General features: G+C 70.9%; 12 protein-coding genes. 4 read left to right on the top strand and 8 right to left on the bottom strand.

Features of this window, described 5'->3' with window-relative positions; translation table 11 throughout:
• Positions 1-9 precede the first annotated feature (9 nt).
• From ACN265_RS17440 to idi, 6 genes are read right to left on the bottom strand one after another with little or no spacing between them, the layout of a single operon-like run.
• Positions 10-2148 (bottom strand): geranylgeranylglyceryl/heptaprenylglyceryl phosphate synthase, encoded by a 2139-nt coding sequence (locus tag ACN265_RS17440; RefSeq protein ID WP_421408563.1) that lies wholly within the window; start codon positions 2146-2148, stop codon positions 10-12.
• Complete coding sequence (locus ACN265_RS17445; RefSeq protein WP_204926682.1) at positions 2118-2954, bottom strand: radical SAM/SPASM domain-containing protein; 837 nt, start codon at positions 2952-2954, stop codon at positions 2118-2120. The genes ACN265_RS17440 and ACN265_RS17445 overlap by 31 nt, the downstream gene beginning before the upstream one ends.
• On the bottom strand, positions 2951-4147 hold the full coding sequence (locus ACN265_RS17450; protein WP_421408564.1) for a glycosyltransferase: 1197 nt from the start codon (positions 4145-4147) through the stop codon (positions 2951-2953). The genes ACN265_RS17445 and ACN265_RS17450 overlap by 4 nt, the downstream gene beginning before the upstream one ends.
• Before the next feature lie 18 nt (positions 4148-4165).
• Positions 4166-5938: an ATP-binding cassette domain-containing protein gene (locus ACN265_RS17455; protein WP_204926684.1), complete on the bottom strand. Its 1773-nt coding sequence runs from the start codon at positions 5936-5938 to the stop codon at positions 4166-4168.
• Positions 5938-7677, bottom strand: coding sequence for an ABC transporter ATP-binding protein (locus tag ACN265_RS17460; RefSeq protein ID WP_357930912.1), 1740 nt, complete (start codon positions 7675-7677; stop codon positions 5938-5940). The genes ACN265_RS17455 and ACN265_RS17460 overlap by 1 nt, the downstream gene beginning before the upstream one ends.
• A 4-nt stretch (positions 7678-7681) precedes the next feature.
• Complete coding sequence (gene idi, locus ACN265_RS17465; RefSeq protein ID WP_421408565.1) at positions 7682-8269, bottom strand: isopentenyl-diphosphate Delta-isomerase; 588 nt, start codon at positions 8267-8269, stop codon at positions 7682-7684.
• Between the two features lie 345 nt (positions 8270-8614).
• Between idi and ACN265_RS17470 the strand changes: the two genes are divergently transcribed.
• Genes ACN265_RS17470 through ACN265_RS17480 form a run of 3 tightly spaced genes read left to right on the top strand, consistent with a single transcriptional unit; the run spans position 8615 to position 11476 of the window.
• Positions 8615-9700 carry a polyprenyl synthetase family protein gene (locus ACN265_RS17470; protein WP_420119694.1) on the top strand — a complete coding sequence of 362 codons (1086 nt, stop codon included), beginning with the start codon at positions 8615-8617 and terminating at the stop codon, positions 9698-9700.
• A gap of 43 nt (positions 9701-9743) precedes the next feature.
• Entirely contained in the window at positions 9744-10679 is a 936-nt protein-coding gene (locus ACN265_RS17475) for an NAD-dependent epimerase/dehydratase family protein (RefSeq protein ID WP_204926688.1), read from the top strand.
• Complete coding sequence (locus ACN265_RS17480; RefSeq protein ID WP_204926689.1) at positions 10679-11476, top strand: glycosyltransferase family 2 protein; 798 nt, start codon at positions 10679-10681, stop codon at positions 11474-11476. The genes ACN265_RS17475 and ACN265_RS17480 overlap by 1 nt, the downstream gene beginning before the upstream one ends.
• Positions 11477-11517: 41 nt before the next feature.
• On the opposite strand, the gene ACN265_RS17485 is transcribed toward ACN265_RS17480, so the two are convergent.
• Together ACN265_RS17485 and ACN265_RS17490 are read right to left on the bottom strand one after the other, a co-directional pair.
• Complete coding sequence (locus ACN265_RS17485) at positions 11518-12216, bottom strand: hypothetical protein (protein ID WP_204926690.1); 699 nt, start codon at positions 12214-12216, stop codon at positions 11518-11520.
• Positions 12213-12893: an ABC transporter ATP-binding protein gene (locus ACN265_RS17490; RefSeq protein WP_204926691.1), complete on the bottom strand. Its 681-nt coding sequence runs from the start codon at positions 12891-12893 to the stop codon at positions 12213-12215. Before ACN265_RS17490 ends, ACN265_RS17485 begins: the two co-directional genes overlap by 4 nt.
• A gap of 263 nt (positions 12894-13156) precedes the next feature.
• Between ACN265_RS17490 and ACN265_RS17495 the strand changes: the two genes are divergently transcribed.
• Complete coding sequence (locus ACN265_RS17495; RefSeq protein WP_420119696.1) at positions 13157-14185, top strand: hypothetical protein; 1029 nt, start codon at positions 13157-13159, stop codon at positions 14183-14185.
• Positions 14186-14196: the final 11 nt, after the last annotated feature.

Here is a 14196-nt window from a genome sequence, read left to right on the forward strand (position 1 = left end):
CTCGCGGTGTCATGCCAGCAGTCCCGGGTTGAACAGACCCTGCGGGTCCAGCTCCCGGCGTAGCCGGCGCAGGGTGGTGAGGTCGTCGCCGTACATCGACTGCAGGTCCGCCTCGGTCAGGTCGTACCAGCCGGCGAGGTAGGGCCGCCCGCCGAGCGCGAGGCACTGCGCCAGCACCCGACGGTGCAGGCCCTGCACCCGGTCGACGGCGGGCCGGTCCCCGCGCGGGACGCCGAAGTACAGCCCGAAGCCGAGCGCCAGGCCCCGCAGACCGGCCGCCGGGGTGAACGGCACGCCCGGACGCTGCTCCGGCCGGTGCACGCCGAGCATGAGCAGCCGGCCACCGCCCTCCCGGTAGCCGGTGCTCGCCAGGATCTCGACGTCGAGGAAACGGGCGAACTCGGCCGCGGCCGGCAACGACAGGCAGTAGTCGGCCCAGATGAAGTGCACCGACGGGTCGGCCGGGTTGCGCCGGGACTCGCGCATGGACCGCAGCGGCCAGTCGGCCTCGACCCGGGTCTCGGCCCGCCCCGCCAGTCGCTGCGGCAGCGGGCCACCACCGCGCATCCCGTACGTGGCGACGAAACCTCCCTCGTAGTGCTGGGCGGAGAAGAGGTCGACCGGCGACCGCTGCTCCTGTGCCAGCCAACCGACCTCCGCCACCAGGGCGGTCAGGGACGGATGCCGCTGCGTGGCGATGGTGGTGTGCCGTTGGTGCTCGACCGTGCGCAGCACCACCCGGTCCAGCACGCCCAGGGTGCCGAGCGCGCCGATGCCGTAGCGGAACAGCTCCGGCGACTCGGTGGGCGAGCACCACCGCGGCTGCCCGTCGGGCAGGACCAGCCGGAACCGCTCGACCAGGTCGACCTGGCCGCCGTGGGTGATCGTGCCCTCGCCGTAGCCGCCGACCGACAGGGTGCCGCCGATCGAGACCGTCAGGTGGTTGGTCAGCACCGGGATGCTGCGTCCCTGGGCGTTCAGGGCCAGCTCGGCGGCGTACCAGGGAGCCCGGGCGGACACCTCGGCGGTGCCGTCGTCGAGCACCCGGACGGCGGGGTCCCCCGGCTCGCCGACGATCAGCACCCCGCCGTCGGACAGGCCCTGCCGGCCGAACGAGTGTCCACTGCCCCGCACCGCGACGGGTGTGCCGGCCGCCCGGGTGGTCCGCAGGACGTGCGCGACCTCCTCCGCCGAGGTCACCGGGGTCACCACGGCCGGCAGCAGGTGGTGCAACCGGCCGACGTTCGTGGCGTACGCCGCCCGACCGGCCGGATCGGACCGTACGGGCCGGCGCAGCCCGCGCTGCAACTCGGCGGCGATCCCCGGGGGGACGGCGGGGTCGCCCGCCCCGCCGGGCCGTCCACCCGGACGGCCGGACATGCCGCGCAGGGTGTCCCGCCAGTCGGCGGTCTCCAGGCCGTTGCCGACGACGACCCAGTCGACGCCGCAGTCGTGGTACTCGCGGACCTGACGGTACGAGCTGACCCCGCCGCCGACGAAGAGCAACTGCTGGGGTGCCAGGCCACGCCGGTAGGCACGCAGGACCCGGTCGGGGACCCGGCCGTGCCGGTAGAGCAGATAGGCGAGGTCGAAGTCGGCGGCGGCGACCTCGGCCACGAGCCGGGGCAGTTCCAGGCCGTCCTCGGCCGCCGGCCGGGCGCCGACCGCCTCGTGGGTCTTGCCGTCGGTGCCGAAGGCGAACGACGCCGAGCGCAGCAGCTCGGGTCCGTCCTGCCCGAGCGCGGTCGCGGTGCGGGCGGTGGCGGCCAGACCACCGGTGACGAAGAAGGACCGCACCGAGTTCAGCACCGCGTGCACGAGCACGGCGTCGGCGCCCGGACACAGCGGGGCGCCCCGCCCGGGTATCGACGGGAAGTGCAGGATGAGCGGCAGGTCGGTCCGCTCGCGCAGCTCGGCGACGTAGGGGGCGACCTGCTGGTCGAACGCGGGGTTGTCGGTGCTGCCGACCAGCAGCGCGGGATGACCGAGATCGGCCATCGCCCGTGCCTTCTCGACCGCCTCGGCCAGCGGCACCTTGTACGGGTCAACGACGTGCAGGAGCCCGGGGGCCTGCGCCCGCAGCGCCGTCAGCACCGGGGCGGTAGCCGGGACCGTGCTCAGATTCCCGGAAAGTCGCACTTCGCGCATAGGTCGGTCCGCTCCTTTCGCAGCAGGCTCGCGCGGCGGGCGGTGTACTTCTCGTTGTTCCAGATCTCCTCGATGGTGTTGTCGTTGACGTTGCCCATGACCTCCTGCACGCTCCAGTCCTGGCAGCACAGGACGACGCGGCCGTCATGGGTGATGTAGAACTCGTTGAACGGCCGTACGCAGAACTGGTTGAGCAGCACGGTCGGCCGCCCCAGCACGTTGCCGGCCCGGTTGGTGAGGGTGGCGTCCGGGTCGCGGTCGACCAGCACCAGCTCGGGTCGTGCCGGATACCGGCGGACCTTCTCCAGCACCGACAGGTCGGTGGTGTAGTCGTTGACGACGACGGTGGCGTACTTCGTCAGTTCGTCGGCCAGCTCCTCGGTGAGCTTGGAGCCGTTGGTCTGGATGGAGATCGACGCTCTGGTGCGCTCCTTGGCCATCCGCACCATCTCGGGCAGCCGCCGGTCCAGCAGCGGCTCGTTGAACAGGTACGGGTGGATGACGCCGGTGAAGTCGGCGAGCTGGTCGAGCAGCGACTCGTAGAGTTCCATCGACATCCGGCCGGACGGCATCTTGATGGTGCCGATCGGGCAGAACGAGCAGCGGTAGTTGCAGCCGCTCATCGTCTCGATCGCGATCATGCTGAACTGCGGTGGCGTACGGCTGGACTTCTGCTTGAGCCAGGCGGCGTCGCTGAGCGTCTTGGTTCCGGTGCCGTTGAGGTAGGTGCGGGACACCCCGCTGAGCACGTTCAGGACGCCTTTGCCCTGTGCACGCTGTTTGATGTATTTCGCAATGTCTGTCATGCGCGTTCCCCTCCGGAGATCGTGGGAGACAACGGGACCGACGAGGCCGTTGGCTTGGCGTGCTTCGTGTATGCCGACCAGGGGATCTCGCGTCGGGGCCGACCGGCGACGCCGCGTACGGCCAGCCCCAGCGCCACCGTCGAGAACCAGCCGAAGTGGACCGACTTGAGCAGCCACTTCTTCGCCGCGAAGCGGAAACCCTGGCCCCGGGCGGCGGGGGCCAGCGGCCACAGTCCGTAGAAGTACATGCGCCAGTACCGCCCGGCGACGTCGGCGGGAAAGTCGGCCATCAGCACCGCCGCGGTCAGCAGCGAACGGTTGACGCGCTGTCTGATCTCGCCCGCCGGGCCGCCGGTCAGGTGGTAGCTCACCGCGTCCGCGACGATGTGCGTACGGTGCAGCGGGTTCTCGTCGCGTGGGTCGAGCAGCGCGAAGCAGAAGTAGTCGTCCTCGCAGGTGTAGCGGTCGGGGATGCCCCGGGCGGCCAGGTCGGCGTCGACCACCATGCAGCACCCGTGCGGGTAGCTGAACTTCGGCGTCTTGGTGATCCCCTTGCCCCGGTGCAGCAACCGGGCCGCCGCGTACGGGTTGGGTTGGGGGACCTTGCTCGCCCCGACCGAGCCCCGGGCGCCACGGTCGAGGAAGTCCTCGAACAGCCGGCCGATACAGCCGGTGCTGAACGTGACGTCGTCGTCGACCCACGCCACGCCGGCCAGGCCGAGGCCGGTGGCCATGGCGAAGGCGGCGTTGAGCATGCGGCTCTTCCCGGCCTGGGGCATCGCGATGCCGACGAAGGTCGGCCCGCCCGGGGAGGCGGCGACCTCGCTGAGCCGGCGCAGCCGCTCGACCGCCTCGTCGTGCTGGTCGTCGCGGTACTGCATGCCGACGACCAGCACCAACGGGCGGGCGGCGACCGTCGGGGGGAGGTCGGTGAGCTGGCTGACGAGTTCCTCGACGCTCTCGCGGTGGCTCGACAGCGGTGCGCGACCCACGTAGGTCGGCAGGACCAGGGCCAGCCCACCGGCGAAGCCGTCGCCGAGCGTCGCGGCGACATCGCGGACCGGGATTCCGGACCGGACGACTGTCGGTCCGGGGCGGACCACGAGGCACCCGGTGGGCGGTGGATCACCCTCGGCGGGCTGGTAGCCGCGCCGGATCGCCCACCGGACGGGGCGGGTCACTAGCTCGATCATCGGTGCCTCCGCATGGGGTCAGTCGTGGGCCACGGCGGACCAGAGCCGGCGTATCTCGTCGGAGCTGTCGAGCAGGTCCGCCGGGGCCCCGACCGCCGTCAGCCGGCCGTCGTGCAGGACGACGACGAGGGCGGCCCGGCGGAGCACCTCGGGCCGGTGGGACACCGCGAGGACCGTGCTTCCGCCGTCGCGGAGGATCCCCTCCCACAGGGCGTCGCTCGTCTCGGGATCGAGGGCGCTGGAGACGTCGTCGCACAGCACCAACGGGGTGCGGCGCACGAGCATCCGCGCCACGGCCACCCGTTGTGCCTGGCCACCGGAGAGGCGTAGGCCGCGCGGCCCGATCACCGTGTCGAGCCCGTCGGGCATCGTCGTGAGGTCGGCGTCGAGCGCCGACCGGGACACCGCCTCGGCCAGCCGGTCCGCCGGCAGCCCGAGCAGGATGTTCTCCCGGATCGTGCCGGTGAACAGTCGCGGCACCTGCGGCGTGTACGCGCACCGGGGCGGCACGAGCACCGCGCGGCGGTCGGCGGGCAGCGGGACGTCGTCCCAGCGCACCTCACCGGTCGCCCCCGGCACCTGGCCGAGCAGGGTGCGCAGCAGGGTGGTCTTGCCCGAGCCGACCTGGCCCATCACCACCGTCAGTTGCCCGGCCGGCATCGTGAAGCCGACGCCGACCAGTCCGTGGGCCGCGCCGTCGTGCCGGGCGGTGAGGTCCGTGACCGTGATCGTGGGCGGACCCGGGGCGGGGGGCGGGGGCGGCTGCCGCGGTGGGACGCCCGTCATCGCACCGGGTCGGCCGCGGTCGAGGTCCATCCCGTGCCGGGGCTGCAGCCGACCGCCCGTGATCGCCGTCATCCGGCGCAGCGCGACGAGCACGCGCTGCAACTGGACGGTCAGCACGCCGAGGGAGGCGAGCGTGTCGACGAGCAGTTGCAGGTAGAACGTGAACAGCACCATGTCGCCGATGGACAGCTCGTTGCTGCTGATGGCCGGCGCGGCGATCAGCAGCACGATCCCGGTGCCGAGCGGAGCGGCGTTCAGCAGGGTGCTGCGCTGCACGGCGACGGCGAGTTCCTCGGCGATGGCGATCCTGGCCCGGTCGGCGTTGAGCCGGTCGAGGTGCCGGGTGACCGCCTCCTCGGCCCGCGCGGCCTGTACGCCCAGCGCCGCGCCCGTCACCTCGCGCAGCGCCTCGGTGACCCGTGCGGTCTGGGCGCGACTCTGCTCGCGGTAGGCCACCATCCGCCCGTGCACCAGGCGCATCAGCGCCACGATCAGCACGAAGAGCCCGAGGATGCTCAGGGTGATGAGCACGTCGATGCGCATCATGATGGTGATCGCGGCGACCGCGAAGAGCCAGCGGGCGATGTTGATCGGTGACCACACCACGAAGAAGCCGGCGTCGGCGGCGTCGGTGCCGACGGTCGCGACCGCCTCGCCCACGCTGCCGCCTCCGGCCTGCGGTGGCGGTTCGAGCAGCGACTCGAACAGCGACATCCGCAACGCGCCGACCGTGTGGTACTGCATGCGCGGTTCGAGCCAGGGCACGACCGTGCTGAACTGCAGCGAGATGCGCGCGGCCTCGATGCCGGCGACGAGGGCGACGACACTCCACAGGTTCAGGCCGGCGGCCGACTCGCCGCTGAGGGAGTCGAACGCCGTCTGCATCAACAGTCCCAGGGCGAGCATGCCCAGGCGCAGCACCGCCCAGACGGCGGCGAGCACGGCGTACCGGCGTCCGCGACCGGCCAACAACAGGCGTGCCCGGCCGCCGCTCGTCGTGGTCATCAGGACCGCCCTACGAAGAACCGCTGGTCGACCGGCCCGTCGGTGCCGTCGGTCGGGTCGGGGCGGGGCGTCAGGCTCACGACCCGGCCTTCCTCGACCACCATCACGTCGTCGACGATGGTGAGCGTCTCGGGCCGGTGGGCGATGACCAGCGCCGTACGGCCCTCGATGAACCGCTCCATCGTGCGGCGCAGCCGCCGCTCCGCATGCGGGTCCAGGCGGGCCGACGGCTCGTCGAGGAGCACGATGTCGGGGTCGGTCAGCAGTGCGCGGGCAAGCGCGAGCAGTTGCTCCTCACCGGCCGACAGCCCGGCTGCACCCGGCCCGATCCGGGTGTCGAGGCCGTCGGGCAGGGCGGCGTACCAGGTACCCAGGCCGACCTCCTCCACCGAGCGGAGCAGTTGCTCGTCGGGCCACCGGTCGTCGTAGAAGGTCAGGTTGTCGCGCAGCGTGCCGGCGATGACGTGCACGTCCTGGGTGACGAGCGTGATGCGGGAGCGCAGCGCGCCGACGTCCAACCGCCGGACGTCCACCCCACCGACCGACACCGTCCCGGCCTGCGGGTCGTACTGACGGAACAGCATCCGCAGGATGGTCGACTTCCCGCCGCCACTGCGTCCGACCAGCGCCACCCGTCGGCCGGCCGGGATCGTGAACGAGACGTCCGACAGCACCGGACGGTCCTCGTAGGCGAAGGTGACGCCGGTGAAGCTCACCGAGCCGCGTCCGGGCGCGAGGGTGCCGCCGCCGTCGGGGACGATGTGGGCCTCGCCGAACAGTTCCTCGACGCGGCGGACGCTGCCCAGGACGTTCTGCACGTCCTGGAACCGCGAGGTGATGCTGACCAGGGGCATCCGCAGCAGGATCGCGTACGACAGCCCGGCGAAGACGGTGCCGACGCTGACTCCCCGGTTCTGGCTGAGCCACACACCGGTGGCCAGTGCCGCGCAGAGGTTGACGGCGGTGAGCACCTGGACGGCCGCCGGCCAGGTGACCGTGGCGCGGGCGGCCCGCCGGGCGAGCCGGTAGTGGTGCGTGATCCGGTCCCAGGCCGTCTGAAGGGCGTGGGTCGTCCCGCCGTTGGCGTTCAGGTCCTCCCGCCCGGTCAGGTTCTCCTCGAGGTAACCGAGCAGGCCCGCCTCCGCCCGTTGCCGGTCGGCGATGAGCGGCACCGCGCGGCCGAGCAGCCGCCGCAGGAGCAGCAGCATCACCAGGGCGAGCGGGGTGAAGAGCGCGCCGTACCGCCAGTCGAGCAGGAACAGCGCCACGACGATCCCGATGATCATCAGCAGTTGGACGGCGATGTCGAGCACCAGTTCGGACAGCAGCTTGGCCAACCGGGTGACGTCGCCGTCCATCCGGTCGACCAGTTCCCCGGGCGGGTGTCGGAGGAAGAACGTCGGCCCCTGCCGCAGGACGTGCGCGAGCAGGTCACGACGTACCTCGTTGGTCGTACGCCAGGCGACCCGGCCGGAGACCCAGCCGGTGCCTGTCGACAGCACCTGCCGGACGACCGCGAGCGCCACGAAGACCACGGCGTACCCGGCCAGTTCGGTCTGCGACCGGCCGCCCACCGCCGCGTCGATGAACCGGCGTACGACCTGCGGCGCCACCAACTGGGTGCCGACGTCGAGCGGGATGAGCGCGGCCAGGAGCAGGAACCAGCGGCGGTGGCCGCCGACGTAGGCCACATAGCGTGACCAGTTCGTCGCAGCCGTCCGCGGCTCGTGAGACGCCATCTGGTCAGCCGTGCCCGGCGACCGCGACCCTGGCTGCGGGAGGCAGTTCGGCGGCGTCGCCGGTGGGCCAGTCACCCGGCACGGGGCCGAGCCCCGCCAGTTCGTCGACCTGCAACCGGCACCACGGGGACAGGGCCGGGTCGGTTCGGGCCCGCTCCCGGAACGAGTCCCAGTCGACCCAGTCGACCCGGTCGACCTCGTCCGGGTTCGGCACCGGGTCGCCCACCGCGCGGGCCACGTACACCGGGCACATCTCGTTCTCGACCACACCGTCGAGTTCGGCGCGGTAGCGGAAACGGGGCAGCACCAGACGAAGGTTGCTCAGCGTGAGGCCCAGCTCGGCGGATGCCCGTCGGTGAACGGCGTCGGTCATCGCCTCACCTGGGGCGGGATGGCCACAGAAGCTGTTGGTCCATATACCTGGCCACGTCTTTTTCCGCAACGATCGGCGCGACATCAAGAAATACCCACTATTGCTGAACACGTAACAAGAGAATGCTAGGTGAAGCGGGGTGCCTCCATCATGGACGGCGTATTTGTCCTGCTCACCAACGACTTGGCCATCCTGGTCGAGTAGCACGACCTGCTCCATACCGCTCCCCCACCATCCGGATCGGTCAATTTCGCTCGCACAACAATCCACGGTAAATCGACTCCAGTCAACCCCCCTACAAGAACAAAACGCCCACACGGGAAATTGCGGATAAGCAAAGTAGGGGGTTCCGGATGCCCATCGATCGGCTACAGTGGATACCCAGCCAGCCACGAGGGGTCACGTAAGCGCAGGCCACCCCACCCAGGCCGTCACTGACCGTGATCCCTTCACATCGAGGGTCGGCCCCGCTCTGCCGCATTCAGCCTGCGCGATCGTTCACCCCGGCGGGACCGGACACCGGTTACCTGCCGTCGACATCGCCTGCGACCGGACGGGGGACAGATGACCGCCACCAGCGAGACCGCCCGAGGCGCGCCCGGCCTCCCCGGGCCCGCGCTCAGGGTCGAGGTGGAACGCACGATTGACAGTTTCCTGACCGCCCGACGGGACATGAACGCCAACCCCGAGTGGCGCGACGGAGTCGACGCCCTACGCGCCCTGGCACTCGCCGGGGGCAAACGCACCCGGCCGACGTTCTGCTGCCTGGGTTGGCGCGCGTTCGGCGGTGACGAGGATCCCGGCATCATCATGGCCGCCACGGCGCTGGAACTGTTCCACCTCTTCGCCCTGGTGCACGACGACATCATGGACGACAGCGACGTCCGGCGGGGCAATCCGACCATGCACGTCACCATGGCCCAGGCGCACCGCCGGCTCGGTTGGCGCGGCGACCCCGAACACTACGGTCGCAACGCGGCGATCCTCTGGGGCGACCTCTGTCTGACCTGGTCCGACGAGGCGTTCCACGGTTGCGGCCTGCCTGCCGAGCGGGTGTCGGCGGCGGCCGGACTGCTCCAGAGCATGCGCGTCGAGGTGCTGCTCGGGCAGTATCTCGACGTCCGTGGCGAGGCCGTCCGGGCCGACCTGGCCGACTGCCTGACGATCCTGCTCTACAAGTCGGCGAAGTACACCGTGGAGCGTCCGCTGCAGATCGGCGCGATGCTGGCCGGCGCGCCCCGGGCGGAGGTGGACCGGCTCTCCCGGTTCGGTGTTCCGATCGGTGAGGCGTTCCAGCTGCGTGACGACATCCTCGGCGTGTTCGGCGACGACGCGGTCACCGGCAAGTCGACCCTGAGCGATCTGCGCAGCGGGAAGTCCACCGTGCTCATGGCACTGACCAGGCAACGGGCGGATGCCACCCAGGCCGCCGAGATATCCCGGTGGCACGGCAACCCGCGCCTCGGCGAGCGGGAGGCACTGCGGCTGCGGCACATCGTGCGGGACACCGGCGCGTTGCGGACGGTCGAAGAGATGATCCACGCCCGCACCGAGCAGGCGGTGGCGGCGCTCGACTCCCTGCCCATCGCCGCGCAGGTGCGCACGGCGCTGACCGACCTGGCCCACACGCTGTCGGTCCGGCGCAGCTGAGAGTCCACCGCCAGGCACGTCCCAGACCAGGGAGGGCACGGAAATGACGGTTCACGACCCACGGCGTACGGTGCTGGTGACCGGTGCCGCCGGGTTCATCGGGCGACACCTGGTGGAGCACCTGGCCGACCGTGGCCAGCCGGTGATCGGTGTCGACCTGCGGCCCCGGCCGGCCGGCGCGGCCGGCAGGCACGTCGTCGCCGATCTGCGCACCACGGACATCCGTCCGTTGCTCGACGGGGTGTCCGCGGTGGTCCATCTCGCCGCGCTGCCCGGGGTCCGGCCCTCGTGGGACCGCTTCGACGACTACGTCGAGTCGAACGTGATCGTCACCCGGCGGCTCCTGGAGGCAGGGGTGCAGACCGGACTACGACGACTGGTGATCGCCTCGTCGTCCAGCGTCTACGGCAACCAGCGCGACGGGGCGATGAACGAGGACCAACCGCCCGCGCCGATCTCCCCGTACGCGGTCACCAAACTGGCGGCCGAGCACCTCGCGCTGGCCTACGCGGCGCGTCCCGCCTCCGTGCTGACCAGTGTGGCCCTGCGGTTCTTCACGGTGTACGGCCCACGGCAACGACCCGACATGCTGATCTCCCGGATCATCTCCGCGGTCCGCGACGGCCGGGAGATCCGGGTCTTCGGCGACGGCTCGCAGCGTCGCGACTTCGTCTTCGTCAAGGACGCGGTACGCGCCGTGGCGGCGGCCGTCGACGCGCCGGGTCCGAGCCGGGTGTGCAATGTCGGCACCGGTGAGCAGATCTCGGTCACCGGGATCATCGACCTGATCAGTGAGCTGATGGGACGCCCGGCGAACGTCCGTGTCGAGCCCCACCGGGCGGGCGACGTGGTGTCCACCCGCGCCGACGTCACCCGCACGGCCGAGGCGCTGGGCTTCCGCGCGTCGGTCTCCCTGCGGGAGGGGCTGCGGGCGCACATCGACGCGGTACGCAGCGAGTCGATGCCGGTCGGCGCCTGATGGGTGGGCAACCCCTGCTGACCGTCATCGTGCCGCACTTCCGCTGCGCCACCTACCTGCCGGAGTCGGTCGCCTCCGTACTCGGGCAGACCCATCGGGACCTGCGGCTCGTGGTCGCGGACGACCACTCGCCGGACGACGACTGGATCACCGCGCTCGCACCCTGGCGGGACGACCCACGGCTCACGCTGCTGCGCGCGTCCCGCAACGTCGGGCCGCTGCGGCTGAAGAACGCGGTGGTCGCATCGGTGTCCACGAAGTACATCGGCTTCCAGGACGCCGACGACGTCAGCGAGCCCGACCGCTTCGCCCGTCAACTGGCCGTGCTCGAACGGGGCCGGGCCGATCTCGTCGGCTGCGGGTACCGCGTCATCGACGCGTCGGGCAACCCTCAGGGCGTACGGCACATGCCGCGCAACGGGAACCTGGTGCACCGGTTCGGCCGTAAGACGGTCGCGCTGCACCCGGCGACGGTCGTCCGGCGGGAGGTCTTCACCCGGCTCAACGGCTTCGACGGCACCGCGGCCTTCGGTTCCGACACGGACTTCCAACTGCGGGTCGCCTGGCTGTACCGCATCCGCAACCTGCGTCGGCCGCTCTACCGCTACCGGGCCTGGGCGGCCTCGCTGACCGCGGCGCCGGAGACCGGCTTCGGGTCACCCGCTCGTGCCGCGTGCATGCGACGCATGGCCGAGCTGGAGCAACGCCGCCGGCAGGCCCGCACCCCCGCAGAACGGCTGCCGTTGCTGGTCGCACCGCCGAACGACGTGTCGTTCGCCCTGCAGGAGGTGGGGTGAGCGCCGGGCGGGCGCGGCGCGCCACACCCGCCCGGCTGCTCCTACCGGACGGCCGCCCGGATCCGCAGGTGCCTGCGCTGCCGTAGCCGCACGCTGGCCAGCACCGCCGTGACCAGAATGAGGCCCACGCAGTACAGGGCGCCGTGCAGGAGGCCCTTGCGGAGGTACTCCGGGTCGCCGCCGTCGAGACCGAAGGTCCCGACCTGTTGGGTCGACCAGAACGGCAGGGCCTTGCCGAGTTTCTGGTCCGGCTCGACGAGGAACTGCAATCCGGTGATCGAGATCAGGACGAGGGTGCCCTCCAGATCGTGGGGGGCGACGGCGCTGATCAGCAGGCCCAGCGGGGCGGCGACCACCACCGTGAGCCCGAACTCGATGGCGACCGCGCCGGGCCGGGCCAGGTTGTCCTGGTCGAGATAGATGAGCACCCAGTAGACCGTGGCGAGTACGGCACCCAGGGCCAGCAGCGCGGTGAGCGTGCCGAGGTAGAGGTGCGCCGGCCGGTAGCCGATCTGGCGCAGCCGCCGCTCCACGGCTTTCGTGGTGTTGCTCAGGAAGAGGCCGGCCGTACTCACCGCCCAGGCCAGGCCGAGACCGGCGAAGCGGATCGCCTTCTCGGGATTGCCGTCGTGCCGGGCCATGTAGAACAGTAGGGGAACGAATGCGAGCAGCGCGAGGGCCACCCGCCGCCGGGCGAGATCCCGACCCATCATCTCCGCGACGGTGAGCAGCTTGGTCATGAGTCGGCGGCCGCCTTCGCTCCGAGGTCGAGAACGGCGTCGACCCGATCGAGGGAATTCAGCATGTGGGTGATGACGAGCGTCGACTTTCCGGCGTCGCGGCGCTGCAGAACCCAGTCCCAGAAATCGATGTAGCTGCCCCGGTCGAAACCCTGGTAGGGCTCGTCGAGCAGCAGGATGTCGGGATCGGTCAGCGCGGCGAGAATTAGGTTGAGTTTCTGCTGGGTGCCGCCGGAGAGATGCCTGGCCTGCGTTGCCATGCCGCCGTCCCAGGCCAGGCTCTTCGCGAGCTGCCGGCCGGTTGCCTGGGCCTCGCTCCGACCCATTCCGTGCCCGGCACCGAACAACGCGAAATGCTCGTCGGCGGTCAGGTAACCCATGAGTCCTGCCTGCTGAGGGCAGTAGGCCATGCTCTCGTCGACCTCCACCACACCACTGGACGGGCTGACCAGACCGGCGCAGATCCTCATGAGCGTCGACTTTCCGCAGCCATTGGCGCCGATAATGGCGACCACCTCGCCGGCACGGACCGTCAGGTCGACGCCATTCAGGACATGGTTCTTGCCGTACCGCTTGTGAATGTTCGCCGCACGGAGCCGGATCGGTGTCGACGAGTCGCCCTCCGTTGGACCGTGCCGGGTGGCTGTCACCGGTGAGGCGCTGTCACTCAGATCCATGGGAGCACCCTAGTACACCCTTACGTCCGGCAGTGGTCGCGATCACGCCCGGATGACCGTGTCGTTCCGGTGGCACCCGTGCCGGGGCACATGCGCGTCAGACATCGATGAGTGTCTTATTTGCCGGTCCTGGCGTCATCTGACGGCCGACCCCGCGACGGTATTTCCCGGCACGTTCACGGCTCTTCAACGACGTCATCGCGTCGACACGGCATCGCAACACGCCGGACTCGACGTCCCCCGCCGATGGGAGAAAACCTGTCATGGGCAAGGTAGGAAAGCGCGTCCGCCGCTCGACGCTGGCCGTCCTCACGGGCGCGGCGCTGGCCGGGCTGCTGGCGGTCACCGCCGCCGCCGCGGCACCCGGCGAGGCACCGCAGGGCAAGGCCGCCGCGGCGGCCCGCACCGACGTCTACATGAAGGACGTCACCGCCGACACCGGCATCCAGCCGCACTCGTACAGCCCGCTGTGGGCCAGCCCCGACATCAAGGTCTGCCCGACGGCCGTGGAGTGCTCCACCAGCCAGAACCCGAGGGTCGGGGTCACCAACTACCTCTTCATCAAGCTGCGCAACAACGGACCGTACGGCTCGGGCATCGACAACGGGGTGCTGCGTGTCTACCGGACGACCCCGGGCGGCGGCGCCACCTGGCCGACCCACTGGACCCAGATCGGCGCGGTCAGCGTGCCCGTCTACCCGGGCGTCACCACCGTGACGATCCCGTGGACCGGGGTGCCCGGACCGGGGCACTTCTGCCTGCTGGCGCGCTGGGTCTCGCCCACCGACCCGATGACCTTCGAGGGGCCGAGCACCAGCGTCAACACCCAGTACAACAACAACGTCGCCTGGCGCAACGTCGACTCGGTCCGACTCGTCTCGGGCGGGCCCCGGGTCGTCCGGCCGTTCGCCATCGGCAACGTGACCGCCGCGGAGACCAAGAACGACCTGGTCTTCACCCAGCCGGCCGAGCAGGCCCAGGGCGCCCGGGTCTTCGTCGACCTCGGCCCGACCCTGTTCGAGCGTTGGCAGGCCACCGGCAAGGTCGCCACGGGAGTCCGCCAGGTCGGCAAGACCGAACTGGAGATCGTCGATCCGGGGCGGGCCAGCATCAGCGGGCTGCTGTTGAAGCCCGGTGAGCGCATCGAGTTCTCCCTGTCCTTCTCGGCCGACACCACCCTGGCCAAGGAGACCGCGCTCAACGTGACCCAGTTCGGGCCCGACGCGGACGGCACCGAACGGGCCGACCTCGGCGGGGTGCAGTACCTGCTGGCGGGCGAGCAGCGGGGGTAACGCCGTCACCA

It is taken from the genome of Micromonospora sp. WMMD730, assembly GCF_049178955.1.
GTDB classification, from domain to species: Bacteria; Actinomycetota; Actinomycetes; order Mycobacteriales; family Micromonosporaceae; genus Micromonospora; species Micromonospora wenchangensis.